This is a genomic window from Actinomadura sp. NPDC049382, assembly GCF_040677125.1.
GTDB lineage: Bacteria > Actinomycetota > Actinomycetes > Streptosporangiales > Streptosporangiaceae > Spirillospora > Spirillospora geliboluensis.
On sequence record NZ_JBFARO010000120.1, the window covers coordinates 1 to 24,228 of the forward strand.

General features: G+C 72.9%; 21 protein-coding genes and 2 pseudogenes. 11 read left to right on the forward strand and 12 right to left on the reverse strand.

All coding sequences use genetic code 11. The features are described from left to right. Positions 1 to 101 precede the first annotated feature (101 nt). Positions 102 to 779, forward strand: a complete 678-nt coding sequence (locus AB0K34_RS38080; protein ID WP_240808593.1) for a response regulator — start codon at positions 102 to 104, stop codon at positions 777 to 779. Here AB0K34_RS38080 and AB0K34_RS38085 read toward each other — a convergent pair. The 5 genes from AB0K34_RS38085 to aceA all read right to left on the reverse strand — a co-directional run bounded on the left by AB0K34_RS38085 (position 728) and on the right by aceA (position 6,465). Next, a complete protein-coding gene (locus tag AB0K34_RS38085) occupies positions 728 to 1,720 on the reverse strand; it encodes an ATP-binding cassette domain-containing protein (RefSeq protein WP_364553603.1) in 993 nt (330 codons plus the stop codon). The genes AB0K34_RS38080 and AB0K34_RS38085 overlap by 52 nt on opposite strands. Further along, positions 1,720 to 2,538 carry an ABC transporter permease gene (locus AB0K34_RS38090; protein ID WP_338072666.1) on the reverse strand — a complete coding sequence of 273 codons (819 nt, stop codon included), beginning with the start codon at positions 2,536 to 2,538 and terminating at the stop codon, positions 1,720 to 1,722. Before AB0K34_RS38090 ends, AB0K34_RS38085 begins: the two co-directional genes overlap by 1 nt. Beyond that, complete coding sequence (locus AB0K34_RS38095; RefSeq protein WP_138641918.1) at positions 2,531 to 3,319, reverse strand: ABC-2 family transporter protein; 789 nt, start codon at positions 3,317 to 3,319, stop codon at positions 2,531 to 2,533. The genes AB0K34_RS38090 and AB0K34_RS38095 overlap by 8 nt, the downstream gene beginning before the upstream one ends. Positions 3,320 to 3,416: 97 nt before the next feature. Continuing rightward, positions 3,417 to 4,934, reverse strand: a complete 1,518-nt coding sequence (locus AB0K34_RS38100) for a M1 family metallopeptidase (protein WP_364553606.1) — start codon at positions 4,932 to 4,934, stop codon at positions 3,417 to 3,419. Positions 4,935 to 5,181: 247 nt separating this feature from the next. Continuing rightward, a complete protein-coding gene (gene aceA, locus AB0K34_RS38105; RefSeq protein ID WP_138638876.1) occupies positions 5,182 to 6,465 on the reverse strand; it encodes an isocitrate lyase in 1,284 nt (427 codons plus the stop codon). A gap of 149 nt (positions 6,466 to 6,614) precedes the next feature. Here aceA and AB0K34_RS38110 point away from each other — a divergent pair, with 149 nt between their 5' ends. The 4 genes from AB0K34_RS38110 (at position 6,615) to AB0K34_RS38125 (ending at position 11,452) form a co-directional block, all read left to right on the forward strand. Then, the gene (locus AB0K34_RS38110; protein ID WP_138638875.1) at positions 6,615 to 8,051 is read left to right on the forward strand and encodes an XRE family transcriptional regulator; all 1,437 of its coding nucleotides are present in this window, start codon (positions 6,615 to 6,617) and stop codon (positions 8,049 to 8,051) included. Between the two features lie 139 nt (positions 8,052 to 8,190). Next, positions 8,191 to 9,174, forward strand: coding sequence for a glucosyl-3-phosphoglycerate synthase (locus tag AB0K34_RS38115; RefSeq protein WP_364553608.1), 984 nt, complete (start codon positions 8,191 to 8,193; stop codon positions 9,172 to 9,174). A 94-nt stretch (positions 9,175 to 9,268) separates the two neighbouring features. Then, positions 9,269 to 10,498: an acyl-CoA dehydrogenase family protein gene (locus AB0K34_RS38120; RefSeq protein ID WP_138638873.1), complete on the forward strand. Its 1,230-nt coding sequence runs from the start codon at positions 9,269 to 9,271 to the stop codon at positions 10,496 to 10,498. Positions 10,499 to 10,726: 228 nt separating this feature from the next. Beyond that, entirely contained in the window at positions 10,727 to 11,452 is a 726-nt protein-coding gene (locus tag AB0K34_RS38125; RefSeq protein ID WP_364553614.1) for a TetR/AcrR family transcriptional regulator, read from the forward strand. Here AB0K34_RS38125 and AB0K34_RS38130 read toward each other — a convergent pair. From AB0K34_RS38130 to AB0K34_RS38150, 5 genes and pseudogenes are all read right to left on the reverse strand, one after another. Continuing rightward, positions 11,341 to 11,637, reverse strand: coding sequence for a chitobiase/beta-hexosaminidase C-terminal domain-containing protein (locus AB0K34_RS38130; RefSeq protein ID WP_364553616.1), 297 nt, complete (start codon positions 11,635 to 11,637; stop codon positions 11,341 to 11,343). The two genes, AB0K34_RS38125 and AB0K34_RS38130, sit on opposite strands and share 112 nt — an antisense overlap. Before the next feature lie 175 nt (positions 11,638 to 11,812). Further along, a pseudogene (locus AB0K34_RS38135) lies at positions 11,813 to 14,143 on the reverse strand (family 20 glycosylhydrolase); the annotation flags it as partial. Positions 14,144 to 14,476: 333 nt separating this feature from the next. Further along, positions 14,477 to 16,087 carry a monocarboxylate uptake permease MctP gene (mctP, locus tag AB0K34_RS38140; RefSeq protein ID WP_364553610.1) on the reverse strand — a complete coding sequence of 537 codons (1,611 nt, stop codon included), beginning with the start codon at positions 16,085 to 16,087 and terminating at the stop codon, positions 14,477 to 14,479. 3 nt (positions 16,088 to 16,090) lie between these two features. After that, entirely contained in the window at positions 16,091 to 16,336 is a 246-nt protein-coding gene (locus tag AB0K34_RS38145; RefSeq protein ID WP_240808141.1) for a DUF3311 domain-containing protein, read from the reverse strand. A gap of 193 nt (positions 16,337 to 16,529) precedes the next feature. Beyond that, positions 16,530 to 17,087: a VOC family protein gene (locus AB0K34_RS38150; protein ID WP_138638868.1), complete on the reverse strand. Its 558-nt coding sequence runs from the start codon at positions 17,085 to 17,087 to the stop codon at positions 16,530 to 16,532. 202 nt (positions 17,088 to 17,289) lie between these two features. On the opposite strand from AB0K34_RS38150, the gene AB0K34_RS38155 reads away from it, so the two are divergent. The 4 genes from AB0K34_RS38155 to AB0K34_RS38170 all read left to right on the forward strand — a co-directional run bounded on the left by AB0K34_RS38155 (position 17,290) and on the right by AB0K34_RS38170 (position 21,345). Continuing rightward, positions 17,290 to 19,458 carry an anthranilate synthase component I gene (locus AB0K34_RS38155; RefSeq protein WP_364553612.1) on the forward strand — a complete coding sequence of 723 codons (2,169 nt, stop codon included), beginning with the start codon at positions 17,290 to 17,292 and terminating at the stop codon, positions 19,456 to 19,458. A gap of 260 nt (positions 19,459 to 19,718) precedes the next feature. Further along, positions 19,719 to 19,865, forward strand: a complete 147-nt coding sequence (locus tag AB0K34_RS38160; protein ID WP_165959128.1) for a GPGG-motif small membrane protein — start codon at positions 19,719 to 19,721, stop codon at positions 19,863 to 19,865. 69 nt (positions 19,866 to 19,934) lie between these two features. After that, entirely contained in the window at positions 19,935 to 20,852 is a 918-nt protein-coding gene (locus AB0K34_RS38165) for an SDR family oxidoreductase (RefSeq protein WP_138638866.1), read from the forward strand. 88 nt (positions 20,853 to 20,940) lie between these two features. Next, positions 20,941 to 21,345: a ChaB family protein gene (locus AB0K34_RS38170; protein ID WP_138638865.1), complete on the forward strand. Its 405-nt coding sequence runs from the start codon at positions 20,941 to 20,943 to the stop codon at positions 21,343 to 21,345. On the opposite strand, the gene AB0K34_RS38175 is transcribed toward AB0K34_RS38170, so the two are convergent. Then, positions 21,342 to 22,310 (reverse strand): YafY family protein, encoded by a 969-nt coding sequence (locus tag AB0K34_RS38175; RefSeq protein WP_138641012.1) that lies wholly within the window; start codon positions 22,308 to 22,310, stop codon positions 21,342 to 21,344. The genes AB0K34_RS38170 and AB0K34_RS38175 overlap by 4 nt on opposite strands. 121 nt (positions 22,311 to 22,431) lie before the next feature. Here AB0K34_RS38175 and add point away from each other — a divergent pair, with 121 nt between their 5' ends. Next, positions 22,432 to 23,460: an adenosine deaminase gene (gene add, locus AB0K34_RS38180; protein ID WP_138641013.1), complete on the forward strand. Its 1,029-nt coding sequence runs from the start codon at positions 22,432 to 22,434 to the stop codon at positions 23,458 to 23,460. A 24-nt stretch (positions 23,461 to 23,484) separates the two neighbouring features. Here add and AB0K34_RS38185 read toward each other — a convergent pair whose 3' ends face one another. After that, positions 23,485 to 24,156: a DUF1266 domain-containing protein gene (locus AB0K34_RS38185; RefSeq protein WP_364553618.1), complete on the reverse strand. Its 672-nt coding sequence runs from the start codon at positions 24,154 to 24,156 to the stop codon at positions 23,485 to 23,487. On the opposite strand from AB0K34_RS38185, the pseudogene AB0K34_RS38190 reads away from it, so the two are divergent. Continuing rightward, positions 24,127 to 24,228 (forward strand): annotated as a pseudogene (locus AB0K34_RS38190) (IclR family transcriptional regulator); the annotation flags it as partial. The gene AB0K34_RS38185 and the pseudogene AB0K34_RS38190 sit on opposite strands and share 30 nt — an antisense overlap.

The following is a 24,228-nucleotide window of genomic DNA, read 5'->3' on the forward strand; positions in this document are numbered from 1 at the left end:
GGCGACGTGGCGTTCGTCGCCGCCGGGACGGGCGGGCCCGGCGGGGGCGGGGCCGTGGCGGTCGCGCGGATCCCCGGAGTGCTCGGAGCGGAGGCGGTCAGGTGAGCGGTGCGGTGATCGACGTTCTCGTGGTGGACGACGACTTCCGGGTGGCGCAGGTCCACGCGAAGTTCGTGGCGGCGGTGCGCGGCTTCGCCGTCGCCGGGCTCGCGCACACCGCCGCGCAGGCCCGGTCCATGGCGGCCGACCTGGCGCCCGCCCTCGTCCTGCTGGACGTGTACCTGCCGGACGCCTCCGGCCTGGCCCTGCTGCCCGAGCTGGACGCCGACGTCATCATGGCGACGGCGGCGGCCGACCCCGGAGCCGTGCGGGAGGCGCTGCGCCGCGGCGCCCTGCACTACCTGATCAAGCCGTTCACCGCCGCCGCGCTCGGCGCGCGGCTCACCGCCTACGCCCGCTACCGGGAGGCGCTGTCGGGGGACGGCGAGCTGTCCCAGGCCGCGCTGGACGGCGCCGTCCGCGCGCTGTACGCGCCGCTGCACGGGCAGGCGCCGCCGCCGAAGGGGCAGTCGCCGGTGACGGCGCGGCTGGTCGGCGACGCGCTGCGCCGCGCGGACGCGCCCCGCTCCGCCGCCGAGATCGCCGACGAGGTCGGCGTGTCCCGCGCCACCGCCCAGCGGTACCTGGCCGCGCTCGCGCAGGCCGGGCGGGTCGTGGTGACGCTGCGCTACGGCGCCACCGGCCGCCCGGAGCACCAGTACGCGTGGTCGCCCCGGTAGAGCGCGGCGAGGACCTCCTCGATCCCGGACTCGCGCAGCGCGATGTCGCGGATCTCGTGGGCCCGGGCCAGCTCGGCGATGACCGCGGCCGCGTTCGCCGAGCGCGGCAGCCGCAGCCACTGCCGCGGCCCCTCGACCCGCTCGGCCTCGATCCCGTCCAGCCGGATCGGCGGGCCCGGCCGGGCCAGCTCGACGACCAGCAGCCGGTCGGCGGCCACCGTGCGGCGCAGCGCGTCCAGCCCGCCGTCGAACGCGAGCCGCCCGTGGTCGATGATCATGACGCGGCGGCAGAGCCGCTCGATGTCGCCGAGGTCGTGCGTCGTCAGCAGGATCGTGGTGCCGCGCTCGGCGTTGATCCGCTCCAGGAAGTCGCGGACGGTCGCCTTGCTCACGACGTCCAGGCCGATCGTCGGCTCGTCCAGCACGAGCAGCTCCGGGTCGTGCAGCAGCGCGGCGGCGAGGTCGCCGCGCATCCGCTGGCCGAGGCTGAGCTGCCGGACCGGGGTGTCCAGGAACGGCTCCAGCTCCAGCAGCGCGGTCAGCTCGGCGAGCCGGGCCCGGTGCGCCGCCGCCTCCACCCGGTACAGCCGCCGGACGAGGGCGAGGCTGTCGCGCAGCGGCAGGTCCCACCACAGGGTGGTGCGCTGCCCGAACACCACCCCGAGCCGGCGCGCGAGCGAGGTGCGGCGCCGCGACGGGTCCAGCCCGCAGACCCGCAGCCGCCCGGACGACGCGGTGAGGATCCCGGTCAGCATCTTGATCGTGGTGGACTTCCCGGCCCCGTTCGGGCCGAGGTACCCGACGAACTCGCCCGGCTCGACGGTGAACGACACGCCGTCCACCGCGCGCACGGTCCGGCGGGTGCGGCGCAGGCCGCCCGCGCGCGCCCGGACGGTGAACGACTTGACGACGTCCGCGGCCTCGATCATCGGCACCGGCATCAGCTCCCTGTCGATCGGTAGTGCCGCAGCCCCGCCCGCCACGCCGCCGCGCCGAGCGCGCACACCAGCACGGCGACCGCCGGCGAGGCGAACCGCGCCGCCGCGGGCAGCCCGAGCGGGTCGGGGCGGTCCAGGACGTACAGCGCGGGCTGCCAGTTGACGAACGCCAGCGGCACGATGAACGTCACGCCGCGCACGAAGTCGCGGGCGAACACGGTCATCGGGTACTGGGTGAGGAACGCGCCGCCGTAGGTCACCGACTTGCCCGCGCCGTGGACGTCGATCAGCACGAACTGCACCGCGCCGGTCAGCACCCACAGCCCGCCGAAGATCGCCGCCCCGGACAGCACCATGACCGGGACCATCGCGATCCGGCCCGGCGTCCACGCGACGTCCGCCGCCGCGATCGCGTACACCAGCACGGTGACCGCCGGGACGAGCTTGCCGAACCGGCGCGGCGAGAACTCCTCCGTCGCGACCTGGACGAGCGGGCTCACCGGCCGCACCAGCATCGCGTCGAGGGTGCCCTGCCGGACGTGGTGCCCGAGCCGCTCGGTGGTGCCGAGCAGGATGTCGGAGATCCCGAAGGACAGCGCGGAGGTGCCGTAGAGGAACAGCACCTCGGGGGCGCCGAACCCGGCGATGCGCGGCGCGTGCGCGAACAGCAGCACGATCGCGGCCACGTCCAGCCCGGTGACGGCCGCCGTGGTGAGGGCGAGGAGCACCATCGACACCGGGTACTGCGCGGCCGCGCGGATCCACGTCCAGGCCAGCAGCCCGTACATGCGGACCGTCCCGGCCCCCGCGGCGTCAGCCACCGTGCACCACCAGCTTCCGCCGGGCGGCGCGCGTCAGCAGCGCCCCCGCGCCGAGCAGCGCCGCGGCCCAGGCCGCCTGGAACGCCAGCGCGCCGAGCAGCCCGGCGCCGGTGTGCCGGCCGAGGAACACGTCCGCCGGCACCTGGATCTGCGCGGACCACGGCAGCGCCTGCGCGATGTCGCCGAGCCTTCCCGGGAAGACGACCAGCGGCAGGATCATGCCGGAGAAGAACAGCGACATCACGAGCGTGACGGCCTGCAGGCCGCGGTCGTCGTGCAGCCAGAACATCCCGAGCGCCACCAGGTAGCGCAGCCCGAAGCTCACCGTCACCGCGAGGACCAGCGCCACCGCGAACGCGGCGAGGTGCGCGGGGCCGGGGACGCGGAACGGGAAGACCAGGGCGCCCGCGACCAGCGGCGGGCCGCCGCGCAGCAGCAGGGAGCCCGCCGCGCGGCCGAGGTCGTCGGCGAGCCACCAGCCCTGCAGCCCGACCGGGCGGTACAGGTCGATCGCCACGTCCCCGTTGCGGATGCGCTCGGTGAGGTCCATCCCGCCGAAGACCTGCACGGGCCCGATCAGCGCCTGGGTGAGGAAGCAGAAGGTGACGGCGTCGGCGGCGTCGTACCCGCCGAGCGAGGGCCGGACGTTCCACAGCGCGAGCAGGACGTAGGCGCGCATGAAGCCGAACAGGGTGTTGGTCAGGGACTCGGTCAGCGAGCCGAGCGGGTACGAGGTGTGCCGGCGGAAGCCGTACCACCACACCCACGGAAGAACCCCCACTTGCCGGAATCCTAGGGTGGCGAGACACCGCTTACCACGTAATCCGCCACAGAACCGGCCCCCGGCGGGGCGCCGGGGGCCGGTCCGCACGGGCGGGTCAGTCCTGCGGGATCTCGGGCTTGATGGGGGAGTAGAGCCAGTCGTCGAAGAACGTGCTCAGGTCCTGCCCGGCGATCCGCTGCGCGAGCGAGGTGAACTGCTCGGTCCGCGCGTTGCCGTACTTGTGCGTGGCGTACCAGGTCCGCAGCAGGGTGAGGAACGCGTCGTCGCCCATCTTCTCCCGGAGGAACTGCAGCATCATGCCGCCGCCGTTGTAGACGCGGTCGTTGAACATGGTGTCGCGCTGCGGGTCGGCCGTCAGCACCGACCAGAACGGCCGGCCCTCGCGGTCGGGGAACGGGCGGGCGGCGTAGGTGGCGCGGGCCGCGTCGGGGACGCTCCGCCCGCCCTTCAGCTCGGTGTAGTACCAGGCGGCCCAGGTCGCGAAGCTCTCGTTGAGCCAGACGTCCTTCCACTGCGCCGGGGACACCGCGTCGCCGAACCACTGGTGCGCCAGCTCGTGCGCGATCGTCCCGGTGCTGCGCACCGCCGAGTACACGGGCTTGCTCTGCGTCTCCAGCGAGAACCCGAGCGGCTGCCCCTCGAAGCGGGCGTCGTCGGCGATCGCGCCGGTGCCGCCGAACGGGTAGCGCCCGAACGCCTTCGACCACATGTCGGTGACCTCGCCGGTGGTGCCGTAGAAGAAGTCCACGGCGTCCGGCTGGTTCTGGAGCAGGACGGGGTCGACCGCCGTGTAGTTGGGGACGCCGCCCGGCGTGCGGCCCTGCTTCACGACCCACTTGCCGATGTCGATCGTGGTGAGGTAGCTCGCCATCGGGCTGTCCTCGCGCCAGCGGAACACCTCGGCGCGGGTCTTGCCGGGACGCCGGCTGAACGCGGCGGTGGCGCCGCCGTGCCCGGTCAGGCGCCCGTTGGCGACGGCCGTCAGGCCCTCCGGCACCCGGATCGTGTAGTCGTAGGTCGCCTTGTCGCTCGGGTGGTCGTTGACCGGGAACCAGGTGCGGGCGCCGTTCGGCTCGCCGCCGACGAACGCGCCGTCGGGGGTGTGCAGGAACCCGTACGGGGAGCCGAACACGATCGGGGAGCCGACGATGGTCTGCGGGACGCCGCCGTACCTGACGACCGTCCGGAACACCGACCCCTTCCGCAGTCCGCGCCGCGGCGTGATGATCAGTTCCTGGCCCTGCCGCCGGTAGTCGGCCCGCTGCCCGCCGACCCAGATCCGCTCCACGTCCATGCCGGACAGGTCCAGGTCGAACCGCGACAGGTTCTGGGTGGCCCGCGCGGTGATGGTCACGGTGCCGTCGAGCTGGTCGTGGTCGGGGTCGTAGCTGAGGTCGAGCGAGTAGTGCGCGACGTCGTAGCCGCCGTTGCCCTCCAGCGGGAAGTAGGGGTCGCCCACTCCGGGGGCGCCGGGGGTGAAGCGCCCGTGGTGCCCGGCGGCGTCCGCGGCGGCCGCGGGGGCCAGCGCGACGACGCACACGGCGGCGGCGGCGATCGGCAGCATCCGGCCGGGGATCGCCCGGGACCGGATGGACCGGGGGTGACGCGCCATCAGGGATCCTCTCCGAGAGTGATCAACTAGCGCGCTCACGATGCGCCGATTATCGGGCGTTGTCGAGGTGCCTTGCCGCATGTGGCCGGATGGGCGGGGCGGCCGGGGGCGATCGGGCGGGGCCGGGCGGGGCCCGCGGACACCGGAAGGCCCCCGCGGGTGTAGGGACGCGGGGGCCTTCGGGGCCTAGGGGGTGGTGCGGGAAGGACGGGCCGGCCGTGCCGGGGGCGCGGCCGGCCCGGGCGGATCAGTGGAACTGGCCCTCTTCCGTGGAGCCCTTCAGGGCCGTGGTGGAGGAGTCGGGCGCGATCGCGGTGCTGACCATGTCGAAGTAGCCGGTGCCGGCCTCGCGCTGGTGCTTGACCGCGGTGAAGCCCTTCTCGGCCGCCGCGAACTCGCGCTCCTGCAGGTCGACGTAGGCGGTCATGCCCTCGCGGGCGTAGCCGTGGGCCAGGTCGAACATGCCGTAGTTGAGCGCGTGGAAGCCGGCCAGCGTGATGAACTGGAACTTGAAGCCCATGTGGCCGAGCTCGCGCTGGAACTTGGCGATGGTCGCGTCGTCCAGGTGCGCCTTCCAGTTGAAGGACGGCGAGCAGTTGTAGGCGAGCATCTGGTCGGGGTACTCGGCCTTGACCGCCTCGGCGAACTTGCGGGCCTGCTCCAGGTCCGGGGTGCCGGTCTCCATCCAGATGAGGTCGGAGTACGGCGCGTAGGCCTTGGCGCGGGCGATGCAGGGCTCGATGCCGTTGCGGACCCGGTAGAAGCCCTCGGCGGTGCGCTCGCCGGTGGTGAACTCGCGGTCGCGCTCGTCCACGTCCGTCGTGATCAGGGTCGCGGCCTCGGCGTCGGTCCGCGCGATGATCAGTGAGGGGACGTTGGAGATGTCCGCCGCGAGGCGGGCGGTGTTGAGGGTCTTGATGTGCTGCGAGGTCGGGATGAGGACCTTGCCGCCGAGGTGCCCGCACTTCTTCTCGGAGGCCAGCTGGTCCTCCCAGTGCACGCCCGCGGCGCCCGCGGCGATCATGCCCTTCATCAGCTCGAAGGCGTTCAGCACGCCGCCGAAGCCGGCCTCGGCGTCGGCCACGATCGGGGCGAGGAAGTGCGTGTCGCCCTCGCCCTCGGCCCACTGCACCTGGTCGGCGCGCAGCAGCGCGTTGTTGATGCGGCGGACCACGGCCGGGACCGAGTTCGCCGGGTAGATGCTCTGGTCCGGGTAGGTTTGGCCCGCCAGGTTGGCGTCCGCCGCGACCTGCCAGCCGGACAGGTAGATGGCCTTGAGGCCGGCCTTGACCTGCTGGACGGCCTGCAGCCCGGTCAGCGCGCCGAGGGAGTGGACGTAGTCCTCCTCGTGCAGGAGCTTCCAGAGGCGCTCGGCGCCGAGGCGCGCGAGGGTGTGCTCCTCCTGGACCGAACCGCGGATCCGCACGACGTCCTCGGCCGTGTAGGTCCGCTCGACGCCCTTCCAGCGGGCGTCGGTCTCCCACTGTCGCTGCAGCTCCTCGGCTGCGCCCTTGAGGCGACTGTCGCTCATGATGTTGCCCTTCCGTGTCGTCCCCTGGGTGCTTGCAACGACTATGCCCCGGTCGCAACCCCCTAATGAACTCGCGAGTAACGAAAGAAGTGCGAAATTTCCTGTACGATGAAGCCGTGACGACCTTGCGACAAGAAGAACCCCTCAACTTGACGAGCGACGTAGACCTCGTCACCTTCGGGCAGCGGCTCCGGCACCTGCGGCGCGGCCGCGGGCTGACGCTCTCGGAGCTCGGCGAGCGGGTCGGCCGCGCCCCGTCCCAGTTGTCGCTGCTGGAGAACGGGCGCCGCGAGCCGAAACTGTCGCTGCTGCAGTCGCTGGCCGCCGCGCTGGAGTGCCCGGTGGAGGAGCTGCTGCGCCGGCAGCCGCCGAGCCGCCGCGCCCAGCTGGAGATCCAGCTGGAGGAGGCCCAGCGCGACCCGCTGTACCGGACGCTCGGGCTGTCGCACCTCAAGGTCGGCAAGCGGATGCCGAACGAGGTGATCGAGCACATCCTCGCGCTGTACGGGGAGCTGAAGCGCAGCCGCACCAAGCCCACCGCGAGCCCCGAGGAGGCGCGCAAGGCCAACGCCGAGCTGCGCCGCCAGATGCACGAGCGCGGCAACCACTTCCCGGAGATCGAGCGGGTCGCCGCGCAGACCCTCGACGCCGTCGGGTACCGGCGCGGCGCCGTGTCGCAGGGCCTGCTGATGACGCTGGTCGGCCACTTCGGCTTCAGCCTCCAGTACGTGCAGGACCTGCCGCGCTCCGTCCGGTCCGTCACCGACCTGCGCAACCGGCGGATCTACCTGGAGCGCGAGCAGCTCGGCATGCACACGCCGCGGACGATCCTGCTGCAGACCCTCGGGCACATCGCGCTCGACCACGACCAGCCGCGCGACTTCGCCGACTTCCTGCGCCAGCGCGTGGAGGCCAACTACTTCGGCGCGGCGATCCTGATGCCCGAGCGCAGCGTCGTGCCCTTCCTCCAGGAGGCCAAGGCGGCGCGGGAGCTGTCCGTGGAGGACCTGGCGGACGTCTTCTCCGTCTCCTACGAGATGGCCGCGCACCGCTTCACCAACATCGCGACCCACCACCTCGGGCTGCAGCTGCACTTCACCAAGAACGACGAGAACGGCACCATCTACAAGGCGTACGCCAACGACGGCCTCGCGTTCCCGCAGGACGAGGACGGCGCGATCGAGGGCCAGCGGATGTGCCGCGAATGGGCCGGCCGGCACGTGTTCGGCGCCGCGGACCGCTTCTCCGTCTACTACCAGTACACCGACACCCCCAACGGGACGTACTGGTGCCTGTCGCACATAGACCCGAGCCACGAGCGCGACTTCGCGATCACGCTGGGCGTCCGGTTCGAGGACTCGCGCTGGTTCCGCGGCCGGGAGACGACCCGGCGGGTCAAGTCGGCCTGCCCGGACGGCGACTGCTGCCAGCGGCCCCCGAAGGAGCTGTCGGACCGCTGGGAGGGCATGGCCTGGCCGTCGGCGCGCGCGCACTCGCACGTCCTGTCGGTCCTGCCGCCCGGCGCGTTCCCCGGCGTGGACGACGCCGACGTCTACGAGTTCCTCGACAAGCACGCCGCCGAATGACGGGTGTGTTGCGCCCGCGTCAACTCTTCGGGTCGGTTCGTTCCCTCCCGTCCCACCGGTGAATGATCTGGGAGGATTTGGCGTTCCCTGTTAGTGAGGGGGCGTTCCGTCCGGGACGGCCAGAGGGGAGGGAGAGCGCGTGCTGCCCGATGTCGCGTCGTGGTTGGCCCGCCGCACCAGCACGGCGGCCGACTGGCCGCCGCGCCTCCTGCTCGACGCCAAGGGCGACACCGGGATCAGCGTCGTGCTGCCCGCGCGTGACGAGGAGGCCACGGTCGGCGCCATCGTCGCGGCCATCCGGACCGACCTGGTCGAGCGGATCCCGCTCGTGGACGAGATCGTCGTGGTCGACTCCCGCTCCACCGACCGGACCGCCGCCGTCGCCGCGGCGGCGGGCGCCGAGGTGGTCGCGCAGGACGCCGTCCTGCCCGGTCTCGGCCGCATGTCCGGCAAGGGCGAGGCGCTGTGGAAGTCCCTGTACGCCACGTCCGGCGACCTGCTGGTCTTCATCGACGCCGACCTGCGCGAGTTCACCTCGTCCTACGTCACCGGGCTGCTCGGCCCGCTGCTGGCCGATCCGGCCGTCGGCTACGTGAAGGGCTGCTACGACCGCCCGCTGGTGGACGGCGAGCGGCGCGTCGAGGGCGGCGGCGGCCGGGTCACCGAGCTGGTCGCCCGCCCCCTGATCAACATGCACTGGCCGCTGCTCGCCGGTGTCATGCAGCCGCTCGGCGGCGAGTACGCGGGCCGGCGCGCGCTGCTGGAGCGGCTGCCGTTCGTCACCGGCTACGGCGTGGAGCTCGGCCTGCTGCTGGACGTCTACCAGCACGCCGGGCTGGACGCGATCGCGCAGGTGGACCTCGGCCGCCGGGTGCACGCCCACCAGTCCACCGAGGCGCTCGGCGCGATGTCCGGGCAGATCATGCAGACGGCCTGGTCGCGGCTGGAGCGGCACGGCCGGATGATCCCGCTGGAGGCCCCCTCCACCGCGCTCACCCGATTCCACCGCGGCGCGGACGGCCATGACGCCCGCACCACCGACGTCGCCGTGGGGGAGCGCCCGCCGATGGCCGAGGTGCCCGGCTACGCCGCCGCGCGCTCCTTCTCCCCGGGCACCCGGTGACCGGCCTGTGACTCCGGCCACGGTGTTACCCACGGTAACGCCTGGTGGTGCTACCGTTGGTAACAGCGATATTGGAGAAAGGGTCGAATTAATCATGACGAGCGCGGAGCAGACGCCGTTCTCGCTGGAGCCCAGCGAGGACGTTCGCGAGGTCAGGGACTGGGTGCACGAGTTCGCCAGGGACGTCATCCGCCCCGCGGCGCAGGAGTGGGACGAGCGCGAGGAGACCCCCTGGCCGCTGATCCAGGAGGCGTCCAAGGTCGGCATCTACTCCCTCGACTTCTTCGCCACCCAGTGGCTGGAGCCGACCGGCCTCGGCATCCCGGTGGCGTTCGAGGAGCTGTTCTGGGGCGACGCGGGCATCGCGCTGTCGATCGTGGGCACCGGCCTCGCCGCCGCGTCCGTCGCCGCCGTCGGCACCCCCGAGCAGACCGCCGAGTGGGTGCCGCAGATGTTCGGCAGCGCCGACGACGTCAAGCTCGGCGCGTTCTGCGCGTCCGAGCCCGACGCCGGCAGCGACGTCGGCTCCATCCGCACCCGCGCCGTCTTCGACGAGGCCAAGGACGAGTGGGTGCTGAACGGCACCAAGACCTGGGCGACCAACGGCGGCATCGCCGACGTCCACGTCGTCGTGGCGTCGGTGCACCCCGAGCTCGGCAGCCGCGGCCAGGCCAGCTTCATCATCCCGCCGAACACCCCCGGCCTGAAGCAGGGCCAGAAGTTCAAGAAGCACGGCATCCGCGCCTCCCACACCGCCGAGGTGATCCTGGACGGCGTGCGCGTCCCCTCGCACCTGATCGTCGGCGGCAAGGAGAAGTTCGACGAGCGCATCGCCCGCACCCGCGAGGGCAAGAGCTCCAAGGGCCAGGCCGCGCTGAAGACGTTCGAGACGACCCGCCCGTCCGTCGGCGCGATGGCGCTCGGCGTGGGCCGCGCCGCCTACGACTACGCCCTGCAGTACGCGCGGGAGCGCGAGCAGTTCGGCCGCAAGATCGGCGACTTCCAGGCCGTCGCCTTCAAGCTCGCCGACATGAAGACCCGCCTGGACGCCGCGCGCCTCATGGTGTGGCGCGCCGCCTGGATGGCGCGCACCGGCAAGGACTTCGCGAACGCCGAGGGCTCGATGGCCAAGCTGATGGCCAGCGAGATGTCGGTCTACGTCACCGAAGAGGCCATCCAGATCCTCGGCGGCAACGGCTACACCCGCGAGTACCCGGTCGAGCGTATGCACCGTGACTCCAAGATCTTCACGATCTTCGAGGGCACCTCGGAGATCCAGCGCCTGGTCATCGGCCGCTCCATCACCGGCCTCCCGGTCCGGTAGCGCCCGCCCCGCGCCCGGCGGCGGTTCCGGCGTCGCCCGGACGCCGCCGGGCGGGGGCGCGGTTGTCAGTCGGTGATACCGGTGTTGTCACCGGGTAACACCCCCGATAGCGTGCTTTCCATGACGACTGCGGCGGGCAAGCCGGGAGCGCGGCGCGATCCCGGCCGCCGCCGCGCCCTGCTGGAGGCCGCCGACCGGGTCATCCAGCGGGAGGGGCCGGAGGCGTCCATGGCCGCGATCGCCGCCGAGGCGGGGATCAGCAAGCCGATCCTCTACCGCCACTTCGGCGACAAGAGCGGCCTCTACCAGGCCCTCGCGGAGCGGCACACGCGCAAGCTGATCGAGGGCATCCGGGACGAGTTCTCCCGCGACGAGCCGGTCCGCGACCGGACCCGCTCCACCATCGACACCTACCTGGCCACGATCTCCAAGAACCTCAACCTGTACCGGTTCCTGATGCACCGGGCGAGCGCCGAGGACACCGCCACGCACAGCGCGATGAGCACGATGATCCGCGACGTGAGCCGGGAGCTGGCCGAGGTGATGATCGCCGAGGGCGAGATGGCGGACCGCACCCGCGCCTACGTGTGGGGCCACGCGATCGTCGGCATGGTGCAGACCGCCGGCGACTGGTGGCTCGACCACGCCGCGGAGGTGCCGCGCGAGGCCGTCGTGGACGGGCTCGTCGACCTGGTCCTCGGCGGACTGCCCGCCGCCGCGTCCGGCGCCCGCGGCGCCGCGCCCGGTGTTCGTGGCGGCGCCGCGGCCGGTGGCCAAGGCACGGACGCGCCCGGCGGCCCGGCCGTCCGCGGAGGAGACGGCCGGACCGCGGGCCCGCGCGGCTACCGGAGGAGGGTCCAGCCGCCGCGCGGCGGTCCGGGCTCCCCGCCGGTGCCCGGACGCGTCGCCCGGAACAGCTCGCCCCGGTGGGTCACCAGGGCGCCGGGCTCGTAGGAGGCGCCGCTCCGCCAGCCGGGGACGCCGGCCGGCGAGACGCGGCTGGTGCGGCCGTCGGCGCTGCGGGTCCGGGCCAGCGCGTACTCGCCGACCCGCACGGGGCCGGTGTACGGCAGCCAGTGCGCGCCGTCCGTGGAGTACTCGACGGCCATGCCCGGGTCGCGGACGTTCGCCGCGAGCATCCCGCCGGAGACCTTCGCGCCGGGCGGCGGGACGCGGTAGTTCACGCCCGAGTCGTCCAGCCCGACCGGCTGGTAGAAGGACAGGAGCGGGAACGTCTTCTGGCCGAGGGGTGTTGGTGAAGACGTTCCAGGCCGCGTCCATCTCGGCCGGGGCGGGGGTGTCGCGGTTCCAGGCCCGCTCGGCGACGCCGAGGAGCTTGGGGAACGCCTGGTACTCGCGGATCTCCGGCGGCTTGCCGTTCTCGCCCCACAGCTGCGCTTCCAGGCCGAGGATGTTCTTGCGGCCTTCGGGGGTCAGCTTCGTCCAGGACGGGTTCGGCGTGACGGGGTTGCCCCAGCGGTCCTCGGTGGCGTTCGCGTACACGTTGAACGGCTGGTAGGTGAACGTGGACTTCTCGTCCACGTACGCGGCCCAGTAGTAGCCGGGCTCGTCCGGGTCCTTGTTGTAGGCGAGGTCCATGTAGAGGTTGGTCGCGTGGGCGAGGATGACCGGGGTGCCCTCGTTGGCGAACCGGTACGCCCAGTCCTCCCGGCCCCAGCCCCAGACGTTCTGCCACGGCAGCGGGCTGAACCCCTTGAGGCGGAACGAGCGGGTCGGGTCGGTGATGTCCTCCCATCCGGCGGTGTACGGCGCGTACTTGTGCGCGATGCCGTTCCACCGGGTGAAGAACAGCTCCTTGAGCTCCTCACCGGACTTGCCGGCGGTCGCCGGGTTGCTCGCGCACGCGGGCGATCCGGACCACCAGCCCTCGGGCGGGCCGGGCGGCTCGTCGCCGCCGAGGTTGATCCGGTTCAGCGGGATGCCCGCGCTCCGGTACATCTTCGCCACCTCGGACACGACCTTGTCGAGGAACGCGTAGGTGCTGCCGAGGCACGGGTTGGCGAGGTTGTCGTTGTAGTACTGGACGCTGACGTGCTCGCTGGTGTCGCCCGGGTCGAGCAGCCGGTAGGTGTCGTCGTGCGTCCGCCGGTAGCGGCGCTCCATCGACTGGACGGCGGCGCGGGCGTGGGCCGGGAAGTTCAGCTCGGGGACGACCTCGATGTGCCGCTCGGCGGCGTACCGCAGGATGTCCTCGAAGTCCCGCACGGAGTAGAAGCCGCCGCCCTTGCCGACGAAGTTGGCGGTGCTCTGCTCGTAGCCCTGGTAGGCGGGCCGGACCCCGAGGTTGGCCTCGGTCTCGCTGCCCGCCTTGCCGGAGATCCCGTCGCCCGGGCCGAGGTCGCCGGCCGACCCCATGCCCTGGTGCAGCGCGCCCGTCTCCGCGAGGTCGAACTCCCGTTTGGAGCCGAAGCCGGTCAGCTCGGGCATACCCGGGATCTCCAGCCGCCAGCCCTCGTCGTTGGTCAGCCCGAGGTGCAGCCTGTTGAGCTTGGTGAAGCTCATCAGGTCGAGGAACTTCTGGACGGTCCGCTTGGTCTCGAAGTGGCGCCCCACGTCGAGCTGCAGGCCCCGGTAGCCGAACAGCGGCGCGTCGGCGATCCGGGCGCGGGGGACGGCCACCGACGCCGGGCGGTCGCCGCCCGCCGCCGCCTTGTAGTCGGCCGCGGGGACGAGCTGCCGCAGCGTCTGGATCCCGTACAGCACCCCGGCCCGGTCGGCGCCGACGATCCGCACGCCCTGCCCGGTCGTGGTGAGCGTGTAGCCCTCGGGGTCGGGCGCGCCGTCGCGGTCGACGTCCAGCCGCGGGTCCACGCTCAGCGAGACGGGCGCGCCGCGTCCCCGCGCGACGTCCCGCAGCGCGGAGCGCAGGTAGCCGGCCTCGCCGCGCAGGGCCCGCGGCGCCGAGACGCGCGAGAGGCCGCCGAGCGCGACCGTCCCGCCCGACTCCGCCGCCGACAGCGGCTGCGGGACGAGGCTCTGCCGCAGCGTGAGATCCGTCTTCGGGGACGTGTTCGCCGCGTAGCGGGTCGCCGCCGTCTCGACCGGCCGGTGGTCGCCGGAGAACGCGGTGGTCTGCTTCGGGTCGGCCGGGTCGAGCAGGTTCCGCGCGGGCACCCACGCCGGCCGGCCCCCGCCGAACCGGATCGTCCACCCGGCGGGGCCGTCGGACTTGTGCACCGCCCACAGCTCGACGTTGATGTCGATCGCGCGCCGCTCGCCGGGCGCGACGGGCGCGAACCCGGCGGCGGGCTTGAGCGTGTAGAAGTCGCCGCTGCGCGCGGCGTCCGCGCGGGCCACGGCGAGGCCCTGCCTCGCGAGCTGCGCGCGGGCGGTGTCGCCCGCCGCGCCGTCGAGCACGGCGGCGGGACGGCGGACGGCGTTGAAGTACATCGCCCAGCCGTCCGCGCCCAACGCGCAGCGGTCGTCGCCGTTGGCGATGGTGAGCCGCGCGAGGTGGTACTGCGCGTCGGCGACGGTGTGGTCGACCGGCTGGTAGGTGACCAGGAGGTCGCGGGCGTCCGGATGGCAGGCCGCCGACGCCGAGCCCGGCGTGACGGCCGCCGCGAGCGCGGCGGTGAGCGCGGCGGCCGACAGCCCGGCCGCGTATCGAGTTCTCGGGTTCATGCTGCGAATACCGTTCTCCACGGGACGGTGGGGGGACCGGCAGGAGCCGGGTCGGCGCGCCAATGAATAGGAAAGTAACCTAAAAGATTGGTGCGCCCCGGCGCCTGATCCGGTCACCGGCGAAGCCGCAGGCCCCGCCGTCCGGCCGCCTCCGGCCAGCGCGGAGAACTTGACGGGCGCGCCGCGCGGTCGTCGTCACGTGCACCTCGTCGGGCCCGTCGAAGATGCGGGCCCCTGTAGGCGAGGGTGGTGAACCACTCGGCAGCGCGCGCACGGCCCGCGGCGGGCGCCCGGGAGGCGCCGCCGCGGGCCGCGTGCCGCGGGGACGGACGGTCAGGTGGTCCCGGTGAGGTCGAGCTCCTTGACCTTCGGGTCGCCCTCGTCGGCGAAGTAGTCGTGCGCGCGGGTCGTGTCCGCGCCGTCCGCCAGCTTCGCCGCCCGGCACACCAGCGTGCCGATCGCCGCGACCGCGACGTTGACGACGAGCGCCAGCACGCCGGCGTAGATCGTCGTCTTGGTGTCGAGGCCGAGGTCGCTGAGCGGGTAGGCCGACCCGCCGAAGTGCTCCTTGCCCTTCGCCGGGTTCGGGATCTGGTACAGCATCCACAGCCCGGCGAGCATGCCGCCGGCCCAGCCCGCGATCAGCGCGCCGCGGTGGAACCAGCGGGTCATCAGCCCGAGCCCGACCGACGGCAGCGTCTGCAGGATGATCACGCCGCCGATGAGCTGCAGGTCGATGGAGAACTGCGGGTCCAATGCGAGGATGCAGGCCACCGCGCCGGCCTTGACGATCAGCGAGACCACCTTGCTGACCGCGGCCTCCTGCTTCGGGGTGGCGTCCCGCCGGATGTACTCCTTGTAGATGTTGCGGGTGAACAGGTTCGCCGCCGCGATCGACATGATCGCCGCCGGGACCAGCGCGCCGATGCCGACGGCGGCGAACGCCACCCCGGCGAACCAGTCGGGGAACATGTGGTCGAACAGCACCGGGACGGCGGTGTTGCCGTCCGGCTTGCCGTCGGTGCTGATCGGCTTCACGTCCGCCGCGATCGCCATGTAGCCGAGCAGCGCGATGAGGCCCAGCACGAAGCTGTAGGCGGGCAGCGCCGCCATGTTCCGCTTGATCACGTTGCGGTTCCGGCTCGCCAGCACGCCGGTCACGCTGTGCGGGTAGAGGAACAGCGCCATCGCCGACCCGAGCGCGAGCATCGCGTAGTTCAGCTGGCCGCTGCCGGCGATCGTGATGCCGTCGCCGGGCGCGGGCGTCGCGTCGAACTTGGCCTTCGCCGCGTCGAAGATGTCGCCCCAGCCGCCGAGCTTCGCCGGGATGTACAGCACCGCGACGATGATGACCAGGTAGATCAGCACGTCCTTGACGAACGCGATGAGCGCGGGCGCCCGCAGCCCGGACTGGTAGGTGTAGGCCGCGAGGATCGTGAACGCGATGACGAGCGGCCAGTGGCCGTTCACGCCCATGGCCTTCAGCACGGCCTCGATGCCGACGAGCTGCAGCGCGATGTAGGGCATCGTGGCGACGATCCCGGTGATCGCCACCAGCAGCGCCAGCGTCGGCGAGCCGAACCGGGCCCGGACGAAGTCGGCCGGCGTCACGAAGCCGTGCACGTGCGACACCGACCAGAGCCGGATCAGGAACAGGAACACCAGCGGGTAGACGATGATCGTGTACGGGACCGCGAAGAAGCCCGCGGCGCCCGCGCCGAACACCAGGGCGGGGACGGCGACGAAGGTGTAGGCGGTGTAGAGGTCGCCGCCGATCAGGAACCAGGTGACCCAGCTGCCGAAGCTGCGGCCGCCGAGGCCCCACTCGTCCAGGCTGTGCATGGTGTCCGGGCGCCGCCACCGGGCGGCGACGAAGCCCATCCCGCTGACCAGGAGGAAGAGCGCGGTGAAGACGACGATCTCGGTGATGTGGTCGCTCGCCATCGGTCAGCCCCGCTTCCGGGTGAGCCGGTAGACGACGACCGTGCAGGCCACGCCGAGCGGGATGAAGGCGAGCTGGATCCAGTAGAAGGCGGGGAAGCCGGCGAGCCGCGGGGAGTCGCTGTTGAACAGGAATGTCAGCAGCGGGACCACGACCGGGACGACCAGCAGCCAGTTCCAGGCGCTGCGGTCGGAGCGGGCCTCCGGTGGCGGGGGCGCCGAGGCCGGTTCCTCGGGGGTGTCGGGAGTCAAGGGGAGTCCTCCTCGTCGTGCGTCGCGGGAGCGGCCGGTCCGGATCGCGGAGGGGCCGTCCCGGTGGAGCAGCCGGGCGAGAGTACACATCCGACGATCACGGTGTGATATCGGTCACGGCACGACTTGGCTGGATCGTTCCAGCGCACGGGAGGGCAGGTCAGGACATGTCCGACCCGGTGTCAGGGGACGGTCAGACGGTCCGGTCGGCGGCGGTCCTCGGCTCGTGCCGGACGTCGCTCGGCAGGCCGAGCTCCCGGGTCCACGCCGCGAACTCCACCAGGATCCCGTCGGGGTCCTTGAAGTAGATGGAGCGGACGAACACGCCCTCGTGGTTCTCCGGCGCGACGCCGAACTCGCTGTCGTCGTGGTTGAGCAGCACGCCGACGTCGATCCCCTTGGCGATGAGGCGGTCGCGGTACTCCTCGATGCGCTCGGGCGGGACGTCGAAGGCGATGTGGTTCATCGACCCGACCGCCGACAGCAGCTCGCCCCGGTCGGGCAGGTTCTTCGGCGCCGAGACGCCGGGGACGGGGTCGGGCGCGTCGGGGAACCAGAAGAACGCGAGGGCGTTGCCGCCGCCGCAGTCGAAGAAGAAGTGCTGCCCCCAGCCCATCGGCAGCTCGATCGTCTTGATGAGCGGCATGCCGAGCACGCCCTCGTAGAAGTCCACCGTCCGCCTCATGTCGCTGCAGACCAGCGCCAGGTGGTTGACCCCGCGCAGCTCGAACTCGGTGTTCTTCCTGGTCATGACGCCGCTCCTGGAGGTAAGCAAGCCCTTGCGACCGGGGTCCATGGTAACCTCGCCGCATGCGAACCGCAGCCGCCCGGTGGTGGTGGCGCCGCTGAGGCGGCGCCGGTTCCTGCATGCTCAGACCAGGCGACCGCCCTCATCGGCGGTCGTTTTTTCGTGGGCGCCGCCCGATGAGGGCCCGACATGAGGGGCCACCGCGGTGGAGACCGTCTCACAGCAGCCGCTGACCAGCGAGTTCGTCACGGCCGGGGGCGTACGGGTGACCCGTACCGCCGTCCCCGTCGACTCCGAGCGCAAGTCCGATGTGCTGAACGCCCTCGTCCGCGCCGTGGGGGAGCGGCGCGGCGGCGTGCTCAGCTCCGGCATGGAGTACCCGGGCCGCTACAGCCGCTGGCACATGGCCTACGTCGACCCCTGCCTGGAGATCGTCGCGCGCGGGCGGGCGGTCGCCGTGCGCGCCCTCAACGAGCGCGGGCGGATCGTGCTGCCCGCCGTGGCCGCCGTGCTCCGCGGCGTCGGCGAGGTCCGCGCGGACGCGGCGGACCTGTTCGAGGTCTTCGTCCCGCCCGGCGCGGAGTTCTTCCCCGAGGAGGAGCGCAGCCGCCAGCCGACCGTCTTCACCGCCCTGCGCGCCGTCGTCGGCCTGTTCGGCTGCGACGACCCGCACCTCGGCCTGTACGGCGCGTTCGGCTACGACCTGTCGCTGCAGTTCGAGCCGCTGCGCACCCGGCTGGAGCGGCCGGACGACCAGCGCGACCTCGTCCTGCACCTGGCCGACGAGATGGTCGTCGTGGACCGCAAGCGCGAGACCTCGCACCGGATCTCCTACGAGTTCGAGGTCGGCGGCGAGGGCACGGCGGGGCTGGCGCGGGCCACCGAGCCGACGCCGGTCCGGCCGCGCGCGGCGGAGCTGCCGCCGCAGCCGGTGCCCGGCGTGTACGCGCGGATGGTGCGGGAGGCCAAGGAGAAGTTCGTCCGCGGCGACCTGTTCGAGGTGACGCCGGGCCACGCGATGTACGCCCGGTGCGACGCGCCCGCCGCGTTCTTCGAGCGGCTGCGCGAGACGAACCCGGCCCCGTACGAGTTCCTGTTCAACCTGGGCGACGGCGAGTACCTGGTCGGCGCGTCGCCGGAGATGTTCGTCCGGGTGTCGGGCGACCGCGTCGAGACCTGCCCGATCGCCGGGACGATCAAGCGCGGCGGCGACGCGCTGGAGGACGCCGAGCAGATCCGCACGATCCTGGCGTCGGCGAAGGACGAGTCCGAGCTGACCATGTGCACCGACGTCGACCGCAACGACAAGTCGCGGATCTGCGTGCCCGGCAGCGTCCGCGTCCTCGGCCGCCGGCAGATCGAGATGTACTCCCGGCTGATCCACACCGTCGACCACATCGAGGGCCGGCTGCGGCCCGGCTTCGACGCGCTGGACGCGTTCCTCACCCACATGTGGGCGGTCACCGTCACCGGCGCGCCGAAGGCGTGGGCGATGCAGTTCATCGAGGACCACGAGGAGTCGCCGCGCCGCTGGTACGGCGGCGCGGTCGGCTGCGTCGGCTTCGACGGGTCGATGAACACGGGCCTGACGCTGCGGACCGCGCAGATCCGCGACGGCGTCGCCACCGTGCGGGCGGGGGCGACGCTGCTGTACGACTCCGACCCCGACGAGGAGGAGCGCGAGACCCACCTCAAGGCCAGCGCGCTGCTCGGCGCGCTCGCCGCGGTCGAGGACGGCGCCGGGGACGCCGAGCGGGAGGAGGCGCCGCGCGCGGCGCTGCCGGGGGACGGGCTCACGGTGCTGCTCGTCGACCACGAGGACTCGTTCGTCAACACGCTCGCCGACTACTTCCGCCAGCAGGGCGCGGCCGTGGTCACGCTGCGGCACGGGTTCCCGCTGCGGATGCTGGACGAGCACGCCCCCGACCTGGTGGTGCTGTCGCCCGGCCCCGGCCGCCCGGAGGACTTCGGCACCCGCGCGCTGCTGGACGCCCTGGCCGAGCGGGAGCTGCCGGTCTTCGGCGTCTGCCTCGGCCTGCAGGCGATGGTGGAGCACGCGGGCGGGGAGCTGGCGCTGCTGCCCGAGCCGTCCCATGGCAAGCCCGGCCAGGTGAAGGTCACCGGCGGCGGGCTGTTCGAGGGGCTGCCGGACGAGTTCACCGCCGCCCGCTACCACTCGCTGCACGCGACGCCGGACCGGGTGAAGGGGTTCCAGGTGACGGCGCTGACGGGGGACGTGGTGATGGCCGTCGAGGACGCGCCGCGGCGGCGCTGGGCCGTCCAGTTCCACCCCGAGTCGATCCTCACCGCGGCGGGCGGGGCCGGGCACCGGATCGTCGCCAACGTGCTCCGGTTGAGCCGTTCGGACGGCTGAACCGTTCCAGGAGCCGAGCCGGTCCTAGTCCGCAAGCACGAGGGCCCGGCGCGCGGAACCGGTCCGAAGGCCGATGCCCCGGGCCGGGCCCGGCGGAAGACTGGGCCGTGGCCGCGCGCGCCGCGCACGAGGGCGCGGGTGACCGCCGTTATCCCAGCGGGGGAGGGGGCACCGTCCCCTTCCCCGTACAAAACGGAAAATTCGGTCATCCGAAACCGGATTGCCGTTTCTTGGCGTTCTCTCGGGGGACGCCGGAAGTCATGATGACAATCCTGTGGCTCATCGCGGTGATCCTGGTGATCGCCGGCATCTATGTGATCCTCGCCCGGCGCGACCTCCTGTGGGGCATCGTCCTCATCGTCGTCGGACTCCTCGTCGGCCCCGGTGGAGTCAGCATCTTCACCTGACCGAAAATCCGCGCGACCCGCCCGTAACCCTGACATGAGATGTCAGGTTTGCCTGCCAGCATCGTCTTCATGAGCCGTGCACTGACAGGAAAGACCGCACTGGTCGCGGGCGGGACGCGCGGCGCGGGCCGGGGCATCGCCACCGAACTCGGCGCCGCGGGCGCGACCGTCTACGTGACGGGGCGCACGACCCGGTCCGAGCGATCGGAGATGGGCCGGCCCGAGACCATCGAGGAGACCGCGGAACGGGTGACGGACGCGGGCGGCGAGGGCATCGCCGTCCGCGTCGACCACCTCGACCCGGCGCAGGTCGCCGCGCTCGTGCGCCGCATCGACGCCGAGCGGGGCCGGCTGGACGTCCTGGTCAACGACATCTGGGGATCGGACCACCTCTTCCAGTTCGGCAAGCCGATGTGGGAGCAGTCCCTGGAGGACGGCCTGCGGATGTTCCGGCTGGCTCTCGACACCCACGCCGTCACCAGCCACCACGCCCTCCCGCTGCTGATCCGCGAGCCGGGCGGGCTGGTCGTCGAGGTGACCGACGGCACCGCCGAGTACAACGCGAAGTACCGCAAGGAGTGCGGCTACTTCTACGACATCGCCAAGACCGCCGTGCTGCGGATGGCGCTCGCCCAGTCCGAGGAGATCGCTCCGTACGGCGCGACCGCCGTCGCGCTCACGCCGGGATGGCTGCGCTCGGAGGCCATGCTGGAGCACTTCGGCGTCACCGAGGCGACCTGGCGGGACGGCGCCGCCAAGGACCCGCACTTCGCCATCGCCGAATCGCCCGCCCTCGTGGGCCGCGCCGTCGCGGCGCTCGCCGCCGACCCCGACCGGGCCCGCTGGAACGGCCGGTCGCTGACCAGCGGCGGACTGGCCCGGGTCTACGGCTTCACCGACGCCGACGGCAGCCGCCCCGACGCGTGGCGCTACATCACCGAGGTCGTGGACGCCGGCCGTCCCGCCGACGTCACCGGCTACCGCTGACCGCCGTCTCGCCACGGCCCCGGGACGTCCCGGGGCCGTTTGAGAACGATCTGCCCGGTTATGGCGTGAAGAGGAGAAAGGAGGAGCCATGCCGATGACCGACAAGAGCGGCAAGCCCCGGAAGCAGGAGCTTCCCGGCACGCTCCAGCGCTCTCCCCGGGAGGCCCAGGAGACCTTCGCCAAGGCCCACGACTCCGCCGTCAAGACCTACGGCGAGGGCCAGCGGGCGCACCGCACCGCCTACTCGGCGCTCAAGCACAAGTTCGAGAAGCGCGGCGACCACTGGGAGCCGAAGGGCCGCAAGGGGCCGTCCGACCCGCGGGCCAAGAACCCCGACGCCCGCCGCGGCAAGGGCAAGAGCTTCGGCGGAGTGGACGTCGAGGGCAGCACCAAGAAGGAGCTGTACGACCGCGCCGCCGGCCTCGACGTCCAGGGCCGCTCGAAGATGAGCAAGGAGCAGCTGGCCGCGGCGATCGCGCGCAAGCAGGACTAGGCGCCGTACAGCTCCGCCAGCCGCGCGGCGCTGACCGCCATCCGCTCCCGCAGCTCCGGCGGCGCGAGGACTTCCGCCTCCGGGCCGAGCCGCAGCAGTTCCGACGCCGCGACCTCCGCCGACTCGACCGGCAGCGTGGTCGTCACCCACCCCCGCGCGTCGGGCTCGCCGGCCGCCTCCGCCGCGCGGCGGGCCGCGTACGGCTCCACCGCGTACCGCAGCAGCCGCATCCCGGCGGGGGAGAGCCGCACGGTGGCCTCCTCGCGCAGCATCGAGCGCACGAACTCGGCCGCCGCGCCGCGCCAGTGCGCGGCGAGGTCGAACTCCTCGTCCCGCTCGAAGACGGTGCCGTCCGCCCGGACGGCGGTGACGCGGTCGACCCGGTACGTGCGGTACCCCTCGTCGACCCGCGCGACCAGGTACCAGGTGCCGTTCTTCAGGACGAGCGCGTACGGGTCGGCCGTGCGCACGACCTCGGTGCCCTTGCGGCGGTAGCGCAGCTCGACGGTCTCGTCCTGCCACACCGCGCGGGCCAGCTCGCGCAGCAGCGGCGGCGGGCCGGACTCGCCGAACCAGCCGGGCGCGTCCAGCAGGAACCGCCGGCTCGCCCGCGCGGGCGCGTCCCGCAGCGCGGCGGGCAGCGCCGCGAGGACCTTCAGCTCGGCCGCCGCCAGCGCGCCGCCGCGCCCCATGTCCCCGGCCGGGCCGGGCAGCCCGGACAGGAACAGCGCCTCGGCCTCCTCGCGGGTGAGGCCGGTCAGCCGCGTCCGGTACCCGCCGACGAGCCGGTACCCGCCGCCGCGCCCCTGGTCGGCGTAGACCGGGACCCCGGCCGCCGACAGGGCCTCCATGTCCCGGTAGACGGTGCGCTCCGACACCTCCAGCTCGCGCGCGAGCTCGCCCGCCGTCATCGCCTCCCGCGACTGCAGGAGGAGCACCATCGAGATCAACCGGGCCGCGCGCACGGGCCCATCCTGCCGCACCGCGGACCCCGCCGGCGGCCCGAGGAGGTATTCCTGACGTTTTCCTGTCAGGTTCACCGCCTTCGTCTGTCGGACGGGGCGCGGTCGCTGTTAGCTTCGCGGCGTGACTTCCACCCAGAGCACCCCCATCGAGGCGTTCATCGACGCCCTGCCGAAGGTCGAGCTGCACGTCCACCTGGTCGGCTCCGCCTCGGTCCCCACCGTCCTCGAACTCGCCCGCCGCCATCCGGACGGGCCCGTCCCCGCGGACGAGCGCGAGCTGCGCGCCTTCTACGAGTTCCGCGACTTCCCGCACTTCGCCGAGGTCTACGAGGCGGTGTCCGGCCTCGTCCGCACGCCCGAGGACGTCGGCACCCTCGTCTTCGGCGTCGCCCGCGACCTCGCGGCGCAGAACGTCCGGTACGTCGAGCTGACCGTCACCCCCTACACCCACCAGCGGGCCGGGATGCCGATGCCCGCGGTCACCGAGGCCCTCGACCACGCCGTCCGCGAGGCCCGCGAGAGGCTCGGCGTCCGCGTCGCCTACATCTTCGACATCCCCGGCGAGTTCGGCGCCGAGGGCGCCCGCGGCACCCTGGAGCACGCGCTCTCCCACCCGCCGGAGGCGCTCGTCGGGTTCGGGATCGGCGGCATCGAGCAGATGCGCACCCCGCACCGGGACGCGTTCCGCGACGCGTTCGCCGCCGCCCGCGCCGCCGGGCTGCGCAGCCTCCCGCACGCCGGCGAGATGACCGGCCCGGAGACGATCTGGGAGGCGATCGAGGGCCTCGGCGCCGAGCGGATCGGCCACGGCACCAGCTGCGTGCGGGACCCGCGCCTCATCGCCCACCTGCGCGAGACGCAGCTGCCGCTGGAGGTGTGCCCCACCTCCAACCTCCGCACCGGCCAGGTCCCCGACCTGTCCGCCCACCCCATGCCGCGGATGCTGGAGGAGGGCCTGTTCGTCACGCTGAACAGCGACGACCCGCCGATGTTCGACACGACCCTGACCGGCGAGTACCGCGTCGCCGCCGAGGTGTTCGGGCTGGGCCCCGCCGAGCTGGCGGCGCTGGCCCGCAACGCGGTCGCCGCCTCGTCCCTCGGCGCCGCCGACCGCAAGGCGATCACCGACGACATCGACGCCCTGCTCTGACCGGGGGCGCCGGGCCCGGGGCGGCTAGCCCCAGGCCATGCGCCGCCACGGGCTGCCCGGGTCCTCGGCGAGGACGCGGTGGCCGGCGAGGGAGCGGTCGTACCACTCGCCGAACTCGCCCTCGTCGAACCGCAGCATCCGGCCGAGGACGTACCCGGCGGAGAACGACCCCCACGACGGGTAGACCTGGTGGGCCCGGTGCCCGGCGGTGAGGACGCACTTCTCCGCCTCGTCGGCGTCGCAGTACCCGGCGGACAGGCCCCAGCGGGCCATGTTCACCGCGCGGCCGAAGTCGTAGCCGTACACGCTCTCCACCCGCCCGTCGGGCGGGAGCAGGCCGTCCGCGCGGAACCGCGCCTCGTACCGCAGGACCGCGCCCGACAGCTCGACGACCTCCCGGACGGTCTCCTCCCCGATGTCGCGCTCGCCGCACCAGGCGGTGATCGCGGCGCGCCACTCCCGCTCCCCGGTGCCGCGCCCGCGCCGGTCGAGCACCATCTGGATCGCCGGGTCGCTGTTGCGGGCGTCGAGCAGCGCGTCCATCTGCTCGCGCCAGCCGGCGGCGTCGGTGACGCCCCAGTCGCGTTCCAGCAGCTCCTTGTCGCCGGGCTCGCCGCGCAGGGCGTTCCAGGCGGTCCCGTTCCCGACGGCCAGGTGCGCGCCGACGGCGAGCGCGCCTCCCTGTTCCGCCGGCAGGGGGACGTCCGGGTGTGCGTGGCCGCCGCCGAGCGGACCAGCGGCCTGCGCGACACCATCCCGGTCGGCGCG

Coding starts and splice junctions, on each gene's coding strand:
- AB0K34_RS38130 (WP_364553616.1), bottom strand. CDS start 11,637: ATGCTCGCGGCGAACGTCCGCGACCCGGGCATGGCCGTCGAGTACTCC.
- AB0K34_RS38165 (WP_138638866.1), top strand. CDS start 19,935: ATGAGCCGTGCACTGACAGGAAAGACCGCACTGGTCGCGGGCGGGACG.
- AB0K34_RS38170 (WP_138638865.1), top strand. CDS start 20,941: ATGCCGATGACCGACAAGAGCGGCAAGCCCCGGAAGCAGGAGCTTCCC.
- AB0K34_RS38100 (WP_364553606.1), bottom strand. CDS start 4,934: ATGGCGCGTCACCCCCGGTCCATCCGGTCCCGGGCGATCCCCGGCCGG.
- AB0K34_RS38120 (WP_138638873.1), top strand. CDS start 9,269: ATGACGAGCGCGGAGCAGACGCCGTTCTCGCTGGAGCCCAGCGAGGAC.
- AB0K34_RS38125 (WP_364553614.1), top strand. CDS start 10,727: ATGGCCGCGATCGCCGCCGAGGCGGGGATCAGCAAGCCGATCCTCTAC.
- aceA (WP_138638876.1), bottom strand. CDS start 6,465: ATGAGCGACAGTCGCCTCAAGGGCGCAGCCGAGGAGCTGCAGCGACAG.
- AB0K34_RS38085 (WP_364553603.1), bottom strand. CDS start 1,720: ATGCCGGTGCCGATGATCGAGGCCGCGGACGTCGTCAAGTCGTTCACC.
- mctP (WP_364553610.1), bottom strand. CDS start 16,087: ATGGCGAGCGACCACATCACCGAGATCGTCGTCTTCACCGCGCTCTTC.
- AB0K34_RS38160 (WP_165959128.1), top strand. CDS start 19,719: ATGATGACAATCCTGTGGCTCATCGCGGTGATCCTGGTGATCGCCGGC.
- AB0K34_RS38150 (WP_138638868.1), bottom strand. CDS start 17,087: ATGACCAGGAAGAACACCGAGTTCGAGCTGCGCGGGGTCAACCACCTG.